Source organism: Thalassospira sp. GO-4 (genome assembly GCF_023588965.1).
In the GTDB taxonomy this organism is placed as follows: Bacteria; Pseudomonadota; Alphaproteobacteria; order Rhodospirillales; family Thalassospiraceae; genus Thalassospira; species Thalassospira povalilytica.
The window spans coordinates 1,446,726-1,461,966 of the sequence record NZ_CP097807.1 but is presented as its reverse complement, the minus strand read 5'-3'; the positions used below and the strand labels follow the sequence as shown (position 1 = coordinate 1,461,966).

General features: G+C 53.7%; 12 protein-coding genes. 8 read left to right on the top strand and 4 right to left on the bottom strand.

Going from position 1 to position 15,241, the window contains the following annotated elements:
- Positions 1 to 29: 29 nt before the first annotated feature.
- Positions 30 to 713, bottom strand: coding sequence for an HAD-IA family hydrolase (locus tag M9H61_RS06935; protein WP_250284118.1), 684 nt, complete (start codon positions 711 to 713; stop codon positions 30 to 32).
- Between the two features lie 252 nt (positions 714 to 965).
- Between M9H61_RS06935 and glmU the strand changes: the two genes are divergently transcribed.
- The 5 genes from glmU (at position 966) to rfbA (ending at position 7,312) form a co-directional block, all read left to right on the top strand.
- Positions 966 to 2,312: a bifunctional UDP-N-acetylglucosamine diphosphorylase/glucosamine-1-phosphate N-acetyltransferase GlmU gene (gene glmU, locus M9H61_RS06930; protein ID WP_250284116.1), complete on the top strand. Its 1,347-nt coding sequence runs from the start codon at positions 966 to 968 to the stop codon at positions 2,310 to 2,312.
- Positions 2,313 to 2,400: 88 nt separating this feature from the next.
- Positions 2,401 to 4,224 carry a glutamine--fructose-6-phosphate transaminase (isomerizing) gene (gene glmS / locus M9H61_RS06925; RefSeq protein WP_250284114.1) on the top strand — a complete coding sequence of 608 codons (1,824 nt, stop codon included), beginning with the start codon at positions 2,401 to 2,403 and terminating at the stop codon, positions 4,222 to 4,224.
- Positions 4,225 to 4,463: 239 nt separating this feature from the next.
- Positions 4,464 to 5,534, top strand: coding sequence for a dTDP-glucose 4,6-dehydratase (gene rfbB, locus M9H61_RS06920; RefSeq protein ID WP_250284113.1), 1,071 nt, complete (start codon positions 4,464 to 4,466; stop codon positions 5,532 to 5,534).
- Positions 5,527 to 6,438 carry a dTDP-4-dehydrorhamnose reductase gene (gene rfbD, locus M9H61_RS06915; protein ID WP_250284111.1) on the top strand — a complete coding sequence of 304 codons (912 nt, stop codon included), beginning with the start codon at positions 5,527 to 5,529 and terminating at the stop codon, positions 6,436 to 6,438. The genes rfbB and rfbD overlap by 8 nt, the downstream gene beginning before the upstream one ends.
- Positions 6,431 to 7,312, top strand: a complete 882-nt coding sequence (gene rfbA / locus M9H61_RS06910) for a glucose-1-phosphate thymidylyltransferase RfbA (protein WP_250284110.1) — start codon at positions 6,431 to 6,433, stop codon at positions 7,310 to 7,312. The genes rfbD and rfbA overlap by 8 nt, the downstream gene beginning before the upstream one ends.
- Before the next feature lie 6 nt (positions 7,313 to 7,318).
- On the opposite strand, the gene rfbC is transcribed toward rfbA, so the two are convergent.
- A complete protein-coding gene (gene rfbC / locus M9H61_RS06905) occupies positions 7,319 to 7,876 on the bottom strand; it encodes a dTDP-4-dehydrorhamnose 3,5-epimerase (RefSeq protein ID WP_250284108.1) in 558 nt (185 codons plus the stop codon).
- Positions 7,877 to 8,091: 215 nt separating this feature from the next.
- On the opposite strand from rfbC, the gene M9H61_RS06900 reads away from it, so the two are divergent.
- The 3 genes from M9H61_RS06900 to groL all read left to right on the top strand — a co-directional run bounded on the left by M9H61_RS06900 (position 8,092) and on the right by groL (position 11,957).
- Positions 8,092 to 9,564 (top strand): hypothetical protein, encoded by a 1,473-nt coding sequence (locus M9H61_RS06900; protein ID WP_250284106.1) that lies wholly within the window; start codon positions 8,092 to 8,094, stop codon positions 9,562 to 9,564.
- 389 nt (positions 9,565 to 9,953) lie between these two features.
- Positions 9,954 to 10,241, top strand: a complete 288-nt coding sequence (gene groES / locus M9H61_RS06895; RefSeq protein ID WP_068518636.1) for a co-chaperone GroES — start codon at positions 9,954 to 9,956, stop codon at positions 10,239 to 10,241.
- Between the two features lie 60 nt (positions 10,242 to 10,301).
- Positions 10,302 to 11,957 (top strand): chaperonin GroEL, encoded by a 1,656-nt coding sequence (groL, locus tag M9H61_RS06890; protein ID WP_068518635.1) that lies wholly within the window; start codon positions 10,302 to 10,304, stop codon positions 11,955 to 11,957.
- A 218-nt stretch (positions 11,958 to 12,175) separates the two neighbouring features.
- Here groL and M9H61_RS06885 read toward each other — a convergent pair whose 3' ends face one another.
- Positions 12,176 to 14,095, bottom strand: coding sequence for a sensor domain-containing diguanylate cyclase (locus tag M9H61_RS06885; protein WP_250284103.1), 1,920 nt, complete (start codon positions 14,093 to 14,095; stop codon positions 12,176 to 12,178).
- The gene (gene dctP / locus M9H61_RS06880; RefSeq protein ID WP_250284101.1) at positions 14,095 to 15,096 is read right to left on the bottom strand and encodes a TRAP transporter substrate-binding protein DctP; all 1,002 of its coding nucleotides are present in this window, start codon (positions 15,094 to 15,096) and stop codon (positions 14,095 to 14,097) included. The genes M9H61_RS06885 and dctP overlap by 1 nt, the downstream gene beginning before the upstream one ends.
- Positions 15,097 to 15,241 lie beyond the last annotated feature (145 nt).

Here is a 15,241-nt window from a genome sequence, read left to right as displayed (position 1 = left end):
TGCTCCAAGAAGCTTGATGCTTGGGTGTTTCAGGCAACTTGAAGCCCGGTGATGGATGTGATGGCTTTGGGCAGGTTTTCATAAGCCGTAACCACCGCATCGGCACTCAGTGAATTCGCACGGGTGGCATCGACTTCGAAGGCAACGGCGATGGCATGGATATCAGCCGCGCGGGCGGCGTTGACGTCGTTGGCGTGGTCGCCGACCATGATGGCGGTATCAGCGGAGCGGTCAAAACCAAGTTTGCCCAGCACAAATTCAAGGAAGCGTCCGTCGGGCTTTTTGACTTCAAATGAATTGCCACCGGCGATGACCGTAAACAGATCGGCGATGCCAAGTTTAGCCAGGATCGCCTTGCACGGGCCTTCGGGCTTGTTGGATGCCAGCGCGATGGTCCAGCCATCTGCTTTGAGTTGGCGCAGCACGGTTTCGGCATTTTCGTAAAGACGGGTATAGGCGTAATCGGTTTCAACATAGCGGTTGTTGAAGTCGATATTGAGTTCATCAAGTGTCGCGTCATCCGGCGTTTGACCGCGTGCGGCAAAGGCGCGCTTGGTCAGCATCCATGTGCCATCACCGAGCATCGCTTCAAGATCGTGACGGCCAAGTGCATCAAGCCCGTGGGCATCAAGCAGTCCATTCATTGCAACCAAAAGATCATCGACCCCGTCAATCAGGGTTCCGTCGAGATCAAACATAATGAATTTTGCCATTGGATTGGGGCTCCGATACGAGGGGATGACATTGTGGCGACAGATTCAGAGGACCTTAACCGAGTTGATGCCATTAACAAACGGTAACATCCGCTAACAGGCGGTAACAAAACGTGATTCTTTATGGGCTTTTGCCCGGATGGAATATGTTCTAAGACTTGCTGCAAATCAGATAGCCGTGCAGTCACAAGCGATCTGCGCGCAGCACGAACAGGGGATGCTGCACCAAAAATGCAGCAAGCGGATTGATAAATGTCACTTGAGTTAAGTGTTGTCGTTCTGGCCGCCGGTATGGGAACGCGCATGAAAAGCGCATTGCCCAAAGTCATGCACAAGGTTGCCGGCAAACCGATGGTCAATCACGTGATTGATACGGCGGCAAAGCTCAATGCCGGTAAAACCATGGTCGTGGTCGGACCGGACATGCCCAAACTGGTCGAAACGGTCGCCCCGCATCCGACTTTCGAGCAGACAGACCGTCTGGGAACGGCCCATGCCGTCCTGGCTGCGCGCGATGCCTTGGCGGGGCTTTCGGGCAATGTTCTTGTTCTTTATGCCGACAGTCCGCTTTTTACGGCTGAAACGCTTGAACGGCTTGTTGCCGCACGCGAAGCAGGTGATCACGCGGTTGCAGTACTTGGTTTCCGTCCCGAAGATCCGACCGGCTATGGCCGTTTGGTGACGGACGCAACATCGGGTGAACTTCTGGCGATTGTGGAAGACAAGGAATGTGACGCCGGTCAGCGTGCGATCAATTTCTGCAATTCCGGTGTGATGTGTTTCCGCGCCGAAGACATGCTTGCGACCCTTGAGGCGATTGATAACGCCAATGCCAAGGGTGAATATTACCTGACCGATGCGGTGGCGGTGGCCCGTGAAAGCGGGCATCGATGTGTCGCGGTTGAAGTCGACGAGGAAGAAACACTTGGCGTCAATTCTCGTACGCAGCTTTCGGTCGCCGAGGCCATCATGCAGGATCGCCTGCGCAAGGCCGCGATGGATGATGGGGCGACCCTGATTGATCCGGCGTCGGTTTTCCTCTGTGCAGATACCAAGCTTGGCCGTGATGTGATTGTTGAGCCGAATGTGGTTTTCGGTCCCGGAGTGACCGTTGGCGATAACGTCGTGATCAAGGCGTTCAGTCATCTTGAAAGCTGTGTCGTGGGCGATGCTGCTGATATCGGGCCTTATGCGCGGTTGCGTCCGGGGGCGGAAATCGGCGCGGGGGCCAAGGTTGGCAACTTTGTCGAGATCAAGAAGGCGGTTGTCGAAGACGGAGCCAAGGTCAATCACCTGAGCTATATCGGTGATGCCCGTGTCGGGGCCAAGGCCAATATCGGTGCCGGGACAATCACGTGCAATTATGACGGTTACCGCAAACAGCATACCGATATCGGGGCCGGTGCGTTTATCGGGTCAAACTCGGCCCTTGTGGCGCCGGTTGAAATTGGCGATGGCGCGATTGTCGGGGCGGGCAGCACAATTACCGGCAAGGTTGCGGCAGATGCCCTGACCCTGACCCGGGCAGAGCGGATTGAAAAGGCCGGATGGGCTGCGAAGTTTCGCGAAAAGATGCGCGCCCTGACCGGCAAGAAATAGACCGGCAGTCAGAATTTGAATGTGTCGTGCGCCGGTGCAGCCGGTGCATATGATATGACAAGCGATTTGAAGCAGGAACGTAACAAAAATGTGCGGCATTATCGGGATTATCGGCAAGGACAGCGTCAGCGAACGTATTCTGGAAGGCCTCAAACGCCTTGAATATCGCGGCTATGACAGTGCCGGGATTGCAACGCTGGTCAATGGCGATATTGAACGCCGCCGTGCGGAAGGCAAGCTGATCAATCTTGCCAGCCGTCTGGAACAAAGTCCGCTTGCCGGTGATGTCGGGATCGGTCATACCCGTTGGGCAACCCATGGTGTGCCGACCGAAAACAATGCCCATCCGCACACCGACGGCAAGGTTGCGGTTGTCCATAACGGCATCATTGAAAACTATCAGGATATCAAGGCGGAACTGTCGGCAAAGGGCCGTGTTTTTGCCACCGAAACCGATACCGAAGTTGTCGTCCATCTGGTGTCCGATTTCCTTGATCAGGGCAAATCACCGCGTGATGCGGTTGCCGCAACCCTGCACCGGATCGAAGGTGCCTTTGCGCTGGTGATCATGATTGCCGGGCATCATGATGTGATCTTTGGCGCACGTCGTGGAACGCCGCTTGCGGTTGGTTTGGGCGAAGGCGAGATGTATCTGGGATCGGATGCCATGGCACTGTCGCATCTGACCAACAAGCTGATTTACCTTGAAGAAGGCGACTGGGTCGAAATGACCCGTGACAGCGTTCAGGTCCGCGACGAAAATGATGTTGATGTCACCCGCGAGACCAAGCTGTCGGCCGTATCTGGCGCCATGATGGGCAAGGGTAATTACAATCACTTCATGCAGAAGGAAATCTTCGAACAGCCAGCCGTGATTGGCGATACCCTGCATGCCTTCATCAACCCGGCAACCCAGACGATCAAGCTGCCTGATATGCCGTTTTCGTTTGCCGATGCGACCCGTTTGACGATTGTTGCCTGTGGCACGTCATTCTATGCCGGTCTGGTGGCAAAACACTGGATCGAACGGTATGCCGGTCTTGGCGTTGATGTTGATGTAGCATCCGAGTTCCGCTATCGCTGTCCGCCGCTGCCAAAGGGTGGTGTTGCCCTGTTTATTTCGCAGTCTGGCGAGACGCTTGATACGCTGGCAGCCCTTCGCTATGCGAAATCCAAAGGCCAGAAAATCGTTTCCATCGTCAATGTGCCTGAAAGCACGATTGCGCGCGAAAGTGACGTGGTTCTTCTGACCTATGCTGGCCCGGAAATCGGCGTTGCCTCGACCAAGGCATTCACCACGCAGCTTACGGTTCTGGCATGCCTTGCCGTGACCATTGGCCGTGAAAACGGCACCCTTGCCAAGGACGAAGAAGCCGCCATCGTCAATGCGCTGACCGAAGTGCCCAAACATGCAGCCGAAGTCCTCCATCATGACGAGGCGCTTAAGAAGCTCGCACTTGATATCGCCGATGCCCGGGACGTTTTGTATCTCGGTCGCGGGCTTGGCTATCCGATTGCGATGGAAGGGGCGCTCAAGCTCAAGGAAATTTCCTATATCCACGCCGAAGGCTACGCCGCAGGAGAGATGAAGCACGGGCCGATTGCACTGATTGATCAATCGGTTCCGATCATTGTTATTGCCCCGTCTGACGAGCTGTTTGAAAAAACCGCATCAAACATGCAGGAAGCTGCGGCACGCGGTGGACGGGTGATCTTTATCTCGGACGGGCCAGGGCTTTCCAAGCTTGGCGATATGGCATCGGCAACGGTGGAGCTGCCAAAGGTCGCCGATTTCGTCGCCCCGATCCTTTATACCATCCCGGTTCAGATGCTGGCCTATCACGTTGCCGTCCACAAGGGCACGGACGTCGATCAACCCCGCAACCTTGCGAAATCGGTGACGGTTGAGTAAGCCGACTTTCACTAACAAGAATCATCAAGCCGGGTGCTCATGCGTCCGGCTTTTTTATTATGCCGCTTTTCGGTCGGCAAACTGATCAATGCGCTGTTGCACGTGAAAAATGGCATGAATGCGTTGGAAAGCGCCATCAAATTGACGGATTGACCCCGCAATACATTTGGCAAGCATTTCATAAATGATTGCAGTGTCTTGCACAGAATGACACGCAGCTTGCAGACAAAGAGTTCACAATGAGGATTATTGTAACAGGCGGTGCCGGGTTCATCGGTTCAGCGGTCTGTCGGTTTCTGGCCGGTCGCAATGACTGTGACATTCTCAATATCGATAAGTTGACCTACGCCGCCGATCTGTGCGGCCTTGAAGCAGTGTCCGAACAGGGAAATTATCGCTTCCGCAAAGAAGATATTTGCAACAAAGGCGCAATTGAAAAACTGTTTGCGGATTTTAGACCAACCGCCGTTATGCATCTCGCTGCTGAAAGTCATGTCGATCGCTCCATCGATGGCCCGGCCGCGTTTATACAGACCAATATCGTCGGCACTTTCACCCTGCTTGAAGTGGCACGCGCATATTTTGAAGGATTGACGCGATCCGAGCAGAACGCGTTCCGATTCCATCATGTATCCACAGACGAAGTTTACGGTGCTCTGGGGGATGAAGGTTACTTCACCGAAGAAACCGCCTATGCACCGAGCTCACCCTATTCGGCAAGTAAGGCAAGTTCTGATCATTTGGTGTACGCCTGGTATCAGACATATGGATTGCCGGTCCTGATCAGTAATTGCTCAAACAATTTTGGTCCTTATCAATTCCCGGAAAAGCTTATTCCTCTGATGACCATCAAGGCGTTGCAGGGCGAGAAGCTGCCAATTTACGGGAAGGGATTGAATATACGTGACTGGTTGCATGTCGATGACCATGCCGAAGCACTATTCACCATCCTGACCCGAGGCAGGGTCGGAGAGAAATACAATATAGGTGGATGCAACGAGATCAGAAATCTCGATCTTGTTCGCACCGTTTTTGAAACGGTTAGCCAGCTCAAGCAATCCGATGCACGTGTCGCGTTTGAGGATGTCGTGGAATTCGTCGAAGATCGACCGGGGCACGATTGGCGATATGCAATTGATCCGAGCAAAATGCGCGATGAACTGGGCTGGAGCCCCAAATACAGTTTTGAGACCGGATTACGTCAGACGGTGAGGTGGTATGTCGATCATCAATCCTGGTGGGAACCGTTTATAAAACGTCAAAATGCGCTTGATCGATCCGGCCTTGGTGTGGAGGTACGCGATGATTAGGGCACTTGTGTTCGGAGAGAACGGCCAGTTGGCAAAGTGTCTGGCGCAAGAACAGGCCAAAGTCGCAGATATTGAACTGATCTTCATCGGGCGTCGTATCTGCGACCTTGAATGTCCATCAGGCATTGCCGCCGCCATCGACAAAATACGTCCTGATCTGGTCATCAACGCAGCCGCCTATACCGGGGTTGATCTTGCCGAAAGCGATCATGATCGTGCAATTGCGGTCAATGAGACAGCTGTGCGGGTGATTTCGGAAACGACAGCAAAACAGGCAATTCCGGTCATTCATTTTTCGACGGACTATGTTTTTGATGGAAATGCCACAGAACCCTATATCGAGACGGATCGCATTGCACCGTTGAGCGTATATGGACAAACAAAATTTGCCGGGGAACAAGCGGTTCGTGATCTGAACCCAAAACATCTGATTTTCAGAACGTCGTGGCTCTATAGCCCGTTTGGCAAGAATTTCGTCAAAACGATGTGTCGCCTGTTGGCAGAGACCGATGAGGTCAAGGTTGTCGATGATCAAATAGGATGCCCGACCAGCGCATATGATCTTGCACGCATAGTCTTGCAGGTTTTACCGGTTGCAGTTGCAGACGCATTTCAGACACCTGGCACCTACCATGTGGTTTCGGACGAGCCAATAAGCTGGTGCGCATTTGCCCGTCGCATTCAGATCATCGGCGCGGATGTTTTCGGATTTGACTGGCCAGGGATTGATTGCCAGATGACGCCAGTCAGTTCGGATGAATTTCCGAGTGCGGCCAAGCGGCCGGCCTATTCCGCCCTGTCAAACAGGAAGGTCAAAGAAGTCTTTGGTGTCGATTTCCCGTCTTTGGATGAAAGCCTCGGACGGGTGCTGACCGATCTTGAGAAGGGTAACCTTCATGCGTAAGGGGATCATTCTGGCTGGTGGTAACGGAACCCGTTTGCATCCTTCAACGCTTGTGGTTTCAAAGCAACTGCAGCCGGTTTTTGACAAGCCGATGATTTATTATCCGCTGACTACCCTGATGTTGGCGGGGATCAGAGAAATTCTTGTCATCAGTACTCCTCGTGATGTGCCGCTGTTTAAGGAACTGTTGGGTGACGGAAGCCAATGGGGATTGAAACTGGAGTACGCGGTGCAAACTGAACCGCGCGGTTTGGCTGATGCCTTTATTGTCGGCGCAGACTTCATTGGAAATGATGATTGTTGCCTTATTCTTGGCGACAATATCTATTTCGGTCACGGGCTTACGGATTTGCTCGCCAATGCGATGGCACAGAAAGAAGGGGCAACCGTTTTTGCATATTTTGTGCAGGACCCCGAGCGTTATGGTGTTGTAGAGTTTGATCGGAATGGCGTTGCCCTGGATATCGAGGAAAAACCGGCAGAGCCAAAGTCCAACTATGCCGTTACCGGACTTTATTTCTACGATCAGGATGTTGTTGATATCGCGCGTTCCGTGAAGCCCTCTGCACGCGGTGAACTTGAAATCACAGACGTGAACAAGGCGTATCTCGAACGTGGTCAGCTTCGCGTGGAGAAAATGGGGCGCGGCTATGCCTGGCTTGATACGGGAACGCATGGTGCAATGCTTGATGCGGCAAACTTTGTCCGTACGGTAGAAAACCGTCAGAGCCTCAAGATTGCATGCCCGGAAGAAATAGCACTGCGCAGCGGCTTGATATCGGTCGATCAGTTTGAGAAGTTGATCGGATATTATGGTGTAAGCTCTTACAAAACCTATTTGCAGACGGTTCTCAAGACGCTCGACCAAATATGACCGGCCCTAAAAGGCCGGATCCTTTCGATATTCAGCAAATGTCATTGCTTCTGCATCTCTGGCGGAGAGCGTCACTTCGCTGGCATCAAATGGCCATTTGATCGCAAGGTCGATATCGTTCCACTTGATGGCACGTTCTGCCTCAGGTGCATAGGGTGCGGAGACTTTATAGGTAACTTCCGTGTCTGGTTCCAACGTTACGAAGCCATGGGCAAATCCTTTTGGCACGAAAATCTGGTTCCATTTTTTCGCACTGATTTCAACCGCAACCCATCTGCCGAACGTTGTTGAGTGCGCGCGAATATCAACGGAAACATCAAGAATACGACCACGCATAACACGAACCAGTTTGTCTTGTGCGAAGGGCGGACACTGATAATGCAGACCCCGCAGCACCCCTGTGTCACGTGACAGAGAGTGATTGTCCTGGACAAAAACTTCCTCGATTCCCGCAGCACGGAAAGCATTTTGGCTATAAGTTTCCGAAAAGAACCCGCGTTCGTCACCAAACTGCTTGGGGTAAAGAACCTTTACATCCGGAATTTCAAGGGCTTCAAACTTCATGGACTGGGCCTTATACAGAATTCAGCAACAATTCGGATGACGCGTAACAGACGAAATGGCTTATCGCATTTGCGCATTATGATAAAGATGCTGTTCATGCTGAAATTGCCATCAGGTATAAAAGAGAAAAAGTAACACCCTTAAAGCAAGCCTGTTCATGCGCACCAATGGTCATGCACGAAAATGAGTGGGCAACAACAGTGACGGAGAAACAAATGAAGTTTCGTTCGCACTATATGAGCATTGTGCTTCTGAGCTTGCTTTGCGCATGTGCAAGCCAGCAAAAGGGTGATGTCGCAACATCCGTACCGGTTTGCGCACAACAACTTTCCGATTTTGATCACGCTGTCGCCAGTCACGGCATTAGAAACGCGTCCACCAGTAAAGTGCCAGCGTTCCCGTTCTTGCGCGCAAATCGTAATTCGGTGCTGATGGGCAAACAGGTTGGCGCTGCGGTCGCAGGCGGGCAGGCGGCTGATGTGCTTTTTGCCGACTGGGTAGCACAAATGCGTGGGCTTGATCGTGCGGCGCGGGCATCGGAGTTTCGTAATCGTGGCGATGCGTCAATGTCATCACTTGCGCGTACTGAAGAGTGCGCAGATCAGATGGCGGCACAACTGGGTATGGCTGATTATCAAGCTTTGTCGAAGTCGGTTTTCGTTCCGGACGACTATCTTGATTTTCAGCGGATCGCCGGGTTTTACCCATTGACGGCTTTTGCAGCCCATTTTGGTTACGAGGGGTGGAAGCGCGACAATCTGGGCAGTTTTGACCTTGGACCGGATGCGTTGATTGGGCTTGGCGCATGGGAAAGCTATCAACTGTCCGGCCAAAACGATGGCGGGGCTGCGACCCTTGCCATAGAGGACATCAGAAAGGACGCATTTGGCCGGCTGGTTCCAACCGCGGTGGAGCTTGAAAATATCGCCCGGGCCTATGCGCCGGAATTTCGCGTCCGGGTACAGTCTGACAGCGACCGGATCGGCCATCCGTCACTATCGGCCAAAGGGGCGGTTGCGCATGTCGATATTGATCAGCCAACGATTTTCTATCGGCTTGGTCACACCTGGTTCAATGATCAATGGCATCCGCAAATCATTTATACCGTCTGGTTCCCGGAGCGCCCGGCACAGAGCATGTTTGACATTCTTGCCGGGCATCTTGATGCGCTGATCTGGCGGGTGACCCTTGATGAGAAGGGGGCGCCATTAATTGCCGATACCATTCATGGCTGTGGTTGTTATCACCTGTTTTTCCCAAGCCCGTCTTTGCACCGGATTGAAGCCCCCGAAGATGGCGACATCCGCGAAACGGCGGAAAGTCCGGCTGGTGCGGTGGCATCATCGGTTTTGGCCCGGCCGATTCTGTGGATCGATGCCGTCAGTCACTATCTGATGGCGGTCACGGCCCGTGATCAATATGAGGCACATCACACTGTTGCCTCAGCCCTTGTGGCAGAGCAGCAGCTTGGCAGTCTTGCACTTGGCGATGGGACAGGGTTTGCCAGCCTGTATGACGAAGACGGTTTCGTACCCGGCACCGAACGGTTGGAACGGTATATCTTGTGGCCGTTGGGGATTGATAAGCCCGGCGCCATGCGCCAGTGGGGGCATCATGCAACGGCCTTTGTCGGTCGACGCCATTTTGACGAGCCGGAATTGCTTGGACGTTATTTCGACCTGAAATGACCGATCCCGGTGCCGGACGTGAGGGCACACCCGAATGATAGGCCGCCGGGAACCCTGATCAGGGGGGGCATAAATATTTTTCAGCGATTCTGCTGTTGCCCATTGTGATCGGATGGGCACGTATTATTTTACGGCAAGGGGTTGTGTCGGTGATCGGAAAATGTTGTGATCACCACCCCGTCGCACATGGCGGTTTTTCGCGCGCCTCAAGCGGCCATAATTGCGCAAAAATCGTGACAGTTCTGCGTCTTTTTGCATCTTCCTATTGACTTTGAACAGGCACTTCAATAAATGCTGTTAGCACTCGCCGGGGGTGAGTGCTAATACGGGCTCATCCCGGTTAGTCGTAGTTTTAAACGAGCCTTAGCTTTAACACGGAGTTGTCTAAAATGAAGTTCCGTCCGCTGCATGATCGAGTACTGGTACGTCGTGTCGAGTCCGACACCAAGACTGCCGGTGGCATCATTATTCCGGATACCGCCAAAGAAAAACCGCAGGAAGGCGAAATCGTCGCTGTTGGTTCTGGCGTTCGCAAAGATGATGGCTCGGTCGTAGCCCTCGACGTCAAAGCAGGTGACAAAGTCCTGTTTGGCAAATGGTCGGGCACCGAAGTCAAGGTCGACGGCGAAGAGCTGCTGATCATGAAAGAGTCCGACATTATGGGCATCATGGAATAAGTCAGCCCTTTGGGTGACTTAAGTCCACGTTCATCCGTCTCATAGAGAGGAAAGAATATTATGGCTGCTAAAGAAGTAAAATTCTCCACCGACGCACGTTCCAAAATGCTGCGCGGTGTCGACATTCTCGCTGATGCCGTCAAAGTGACGCTCGGCCCGAAAGGTCGTAACGTTGTTATCGAAAAATCCTTTGGTGCGCCGCGCGTAACCAAGGACGGTGTTTCGGTCGCCAAAGAAATCGAACTGACCGACAAGTTCGAAAACATGGGCGCACAGATGGTTCGCGAAGTCGCGTCGAAAACCGCCGATCTGGCTGGTGACGGCACCACGACCGCAACCGTTCTGGCACAGGCAATCGTTCGTGAAGGCAACAAGTCCGTTGCTGCCGGCATGAACCCGATGGACCTGAAACGCGGTATCGACCTTGCAACCGCAAAAGTCATCGAATCCATCCAGAGCCGTGCACGTAAAGTTGCCGGTCGCGACGAAATCGCACAGGTTGGTAACATCTCTGCAAACGGTGACCGTGAAGTTGGCGAAATGATCGCCGAAGCCATGGAAAAAGTTGGCAACGAAGGTGTTATCACCGTTGAGGAAGCCAAAGGCCTGCACACCGAACTCGACGTTGTCGAAGGCATGCAGTTCGACCGTGGTTACCTGTCGCCGTACTTCGTAACCAACCCGGAGAAAATGGTCGCAGAAATGGATGCTCCGTACATCCTGCTGTTCGACAAGAAAATCTCCTCGCTTCAGCCGATCCTTCCGCTGCTTGAGTCGGTCGTTCAGTCCGGCAAGCCGCTTCTGATCATTGCTGAAGACATCGAAGGCGAAGCTCTGGCAACCCTGGTTGTCAACAAGCTGCGCGGTGGCCTGAAAATCGCTGCTGTTAAAGCTCCGGGCTTCGGCGACCGTCGTAAAGCAATGCTCGAAGATATCGCCATCCTTACCGGCGGTCAGGTTGTCTCCGAAGATCTCGGCATCAAGCTGGAAAACGTTTCGCTTGATATGCTCGGCACCGCGAAATCTGTCACCATCACCAAAGAAGAAACCACCATCGTTGATGGTGCCGGTGAGAAAGCACAGATCGAAGCACGTGTTGGTCAGATCCGCGCCCAGATCGAAGAAACCACCTCTGATTACGATCGTGAAAAACTGCAGGAACGTCTCGCGAAACTCGCTGGCGGCGTTGCAGTGATCAAAATCGGCGGCGCTTCGGAAATCGAAGTTAAAGAACGTAAAGACCGTGTTGACGATGCTCTGCACGCAACCCGCGCGGCTGTCGAAGAAGGCATCGTTGCTGGTGGTGGTACGGCTCTGCTGTACTCGGTCAAGGCGCTCGAAGGTCTCGAAGGTGAAAACCATGACCAGACCATCGGTGTTGACATCGTTCGCCGTGCCCTGCAGGCACCGGTTCGTCAGATTGCAACCAACGCTGGCGTAGACGGTGCGGTTGTTGCTGGCAAACTGCTTGAGCAGGACGACGTCGAGTTCGGTTATGACGCCCAGAAAGGCGAATACACCAACCTGATCAAAGCTGGCATCATCGACCCGGCCAAAGTTGTTCGTACTGCCCTGCAGGACGCAGCATCGGTCGCTGGTCTGCTGATCACCACCGAATGCATGATCGCTGAAAAGCCGGAAGACAAGTCGGCTGGCGGCGCACCTGACATGGGTGGCATGGGTGGTATGGGCGGCATGGGTGGCATGGGCTTCTAAGCCTTACACCTACCGACCTTGCACTACAGGAAGGGCTCCGCATTTGCGGGGCCCTTTTCTGTTGTGGCACTTCATATGTTCGCGACAAGACAGGCGCATGAATCTCGGTGCGTGATGCCGGGCTTGCACGCAGCATCTGGTCGGGTGGGGGGTAACGGACCTGTTCAAGGGGGCGTTTGCGATAGGGCGGGAAAATCCCGTTTGCTCAGGTCAACAGATCACAGTGCCGTGTCGCTCATGGTCTCGGGATCCGGGAAGCTGACATCGGTGGTACCCGGCGCGCGATATACCCGGTTTCGGCCGGTGTTCTTGGCCTGATAAAGGGCCCAGTCGGCACGTCTGAGCGTGATGTCGGGAAGTTCGCTGTCGCGATGGGCAGCAACACCGGCGCTGATGGTAATGTCGATGTGATGGCCATCCGCCAGGATCGGCTCGGCACAGACATTTTTCCGGATACGTTCGGCCACAGCTGCCCCGGCAGCGCAATCATTTTGCGGCAGCAAGATCACGAATTCTTCGCCGCCAAGCCGGAAGAACAGCTTTTCCTCTTCAAACCGCAGGGCGCGTGACGTGATATCGCATATACGTTTCAGAACAATGTCCCCGCAATCATGTCCGAACGTGTCGTTGACCTTTTTGAAGTGATCAATATCGAGCATCACCATGCAATAAGGCCGGTTCGTGCGCAGGGACAAGGCATGAACACGACGGGCATAATCCTCGAACGCGGTGCGGTTCAAAAGCCCGGTTAGCGGGTCATGGCGAGCCTTGAATTCAAGATCGATCCGTTTGAGTTTCTGATGGTGGATGTTCTTGAGCAGGCCGATCATCCGTTTGGGTTCGCGATTGCGGTCCCATTCAATGACCGACCCGCTGTGATGGAACCAGTTCCACTGATCTTCCGATCCGACATGCATGCGGACTTCTATTTCAAAGGCCGGTTTGTTGCCGCTGATATGTTCGGCGATGGCTGCATCGAATTGTTTGCGGTCATCGGCATGAATGCGGTCCTTGAAGCTGTCAAAGGTCAGGCAGACTTCGCCGTGATGGATTTCCATCAATCGGTACAGGTTATCGGAATAGTATCCCTGCTGCTTGGCGAAATCCCAGTCCCAAAGACCCTGGCCGGTGCTATCAAGGGCGAATTGCAGCCGCTTGTCGAGTTCAAGGCGCTTGCGTTCATTGCGGCGTTTGGTTTTGCGGTCAATGCGGATTTGCAAAAACAGAAACAGGGTCACGGCAATCACCACGCCCGATGCAATCAGCGCGGTCTGACGGGTGGTGTCATAGTTGCCCATGAAACTGTTGATCGGCACCTGCATGTAAATGGTGATCGGAAGACCATCAAGGTTCTTGCGCGCCAGCACAAAATCCCCAAACAGGGCAACCCCCCCCATATCGATCTTGTCGCTGTCGGCATTCAGATCCCAGAATGCTTCTTCCTGACGGGCGGAGAACCAGTCGGTGGTTCCGATATGGGGTGACTGGACTTCGGCCAGAAGATCATCGGTATTGAGGGTCGCAACCCGCATCCGTGAGCCGGCAAGGAACCGTTCAAGCGGCGTGTCCTCATACGGGTTTTCAATCGCCAGAAAGATCACTATCACGCCAAGAAACGTACCGTTCGGCGACCAGATGCCGCGTTCAACAGCAAGATATCCAGATTTCAGGCCAAGGGTCGATGTGGCGCGAAAGGCCGGTTCGATCCAGTCATCGCGATGGCGTGCAATGATTTCCGAAACCGGAAGGACGGTTTTATCAAAATCAAAAAATGTGAAGTCATGGGCAATCCTGCCCGCCGCATCAAGCAGGATATACCCGACCAGATTGTTGTCATCCTTGATCATGGTTGACAGATGACGTTCAAGATCAAAATCGGGAACAATCACTGCTTCGCGTGCTGCCATCAGCGCGGTGTTGTCAGCCTTGATCAGGATGCTTGAAAGATTGTCGCCATAGGTGGTGATGGCAAAGCCGGTGGTATCGATCGCACGCTGACGGGCGGTTTGCCGTTCTGAGACCGTCTGCCAGGCCATCAGGAACAACACGCCAAGGAGCAATCCGATCGACAAAAAGACGCTCAGGAACTGTTCGTCAAGGATGCGCCGCCAGCCGGGATATGTGGTTTTTGCCGGCATTACGGTTGTCCCGCGATCTGGGTCAGGGTGCGAACGGCAGATTGCGATATGCCTGCGGTCGCGGCGAGTTCCCCCTGATGGGCAAGCAGCACAAGGCGCTGCTTCTGGCGTTCAGCCATACCCGGGTCGGCAATGTCGATATTGTTTTGTGCCGCGGTAATCAGGGATGCCTGCTGGTGCGTGACCGCCAGTTTCCGGCCATCATCAACCATATCTTCCCAGACCCGAAAGATGATATCACGCGTTGCCGGTTTCAGCCGGGCCCAGACATCATGGGAAATCAGCGGCACATAAAACGGATAATAGGAATAGCTCAGAAACGCATGGGCAATGCCGTGCTTCCAAAGGGCGGCGCTGACCACGGTGCTGGTGGTGGTTAGAAGACCGTCTATTTCCTTGCGATCAAGGGCGTCAGGAACGTTGGGCCAGGGGATCAGCACAGGAATGGCCCCCATGGCCTTAAGCCGCAAGGCATTGCCTTCGCCCCCGGCATAGCGGATGCGCAATCCGCGAAGGTCCCCGAAATGATTGACCGCGACGTTGCGGGTAAAAATATGGGCCGGTCCCAGATCAAGCCAGCGTCCCAGAACCCGGACATTAAGGTTCTTTTCAAGGGACTGGTTCAATCGCGTTCCGAAATCGCCATCGACAATCTTGCGCACATCGGCAGAGCCAAGCCCCATGAAACTGGGTAATAAAAGCGCATTGAGGTCGGCCGAAAATCGACCAAGGTGCCAGATGCCCGGGGCGGCCATTGCAATCCGTCCGGTCGATAATGCCTCGGCGACGTCGCGGTCCTTGAAGGCCTTTGCCGAATGAATGACCCGAAACCTGTGTTCGGATATCTCGGCATTCAGGGTTGCGGCAAATTTCTGAAGGAAAATGGTTTGGAAATGATCGGCAGTGTTTTCGGTCGAAATCAGGATTTCGGCACTGCGCGCGCCAGTGACAGTCAGCGTCATGCAACAGGCGATAACAAGTGCGCGCAATACAGATTTCACGTTCCCGGTCCTTGGCAGAAATTGGCAGGCACCGTGTAAAAGGCGCGCTGTTTTGAATGATTTCAGAATGTTGCCAAAGTAGGGGAAAGGTCGGATAGGTAGCCTTGACCTACATCAAGAAAACCTATCCGATCGTCTAGTTTTT

Bases quoted from the DNA above. Each gene is read 5' to 3' on its own strand.
- groL (WP_068518635.1), top strand. From the start codon at position 10,302: ATGGCTGCTAAAGAAGTAAAATTCTCCACCGACGCACGTTCCAAAATG.
- rfbC (WP_250284108.1), bottom strand. From the start codon at position 7,876: ATGAAGTTTGAAGCCCTTGAAATTCCGGATGTAAAGGTTCTTTACCCC.
- groES (WP_068518636.1), top strand. From the start codon at position 9,954: ATGAAGTTCCGTCCGCTGCATGATCGAGTACTGGTACGTCGTGTCGAG.
- rfbB (WP_250284113.1), top strand. From the start codon at position 4,464: ATGAGGATTATTGTAACAGGCGGTGCCGGGTTCATCGGTTCAGCGGTC.
- glmU (WP_250284116.1), top strand. From the start codon at position 966: ATGTCACTTGAGTTAAGTGTTGTCGTTCTGGCCGCCGGTATGGGAACG.
- rfbA (WP_250284110.1), top strand. From the start codon at position 6,431: ATGCGTAAGGGGATCATTCTGGCTGGTGGTAACGGAACCCGTTTGCAT.
- glmS (WP_250284114.1), top strand. From the start codon at position 2,401: ATGTGCGGCATTATCGGGATTATCGGCAAGGACAGCGTCAGCGAACGT.
- M9H61_RS06900 (WP_250284106.1), top strand. From the start codon at position 8,092: ATGAAGTTTCGTTCGCACTATATGAGCATTGTGCTTCTGAGCTTGCTT.
- rfbD (WP_250284111.1), top strand. From the start codon at position 5,527: ATGATTAGGGCACTTGTGTTCGGAGAGAACGGCCAGTTGGCAAAGTGT.
- M9H61_RS06935 (WP_250284118.1), bottom strand. From the start codon at position 713: ATGGCAAAATTCATTATGTTTGATCTCGACGGAACCCTGATTGACGGG.
- M9H61_RS06885 (WP_250284103.1), bottom strand. From the start codon at position 14,095: ATGCCGGCAAAAACCACATATCCCGGCTGGCGGCGCATCCTTGACGAA.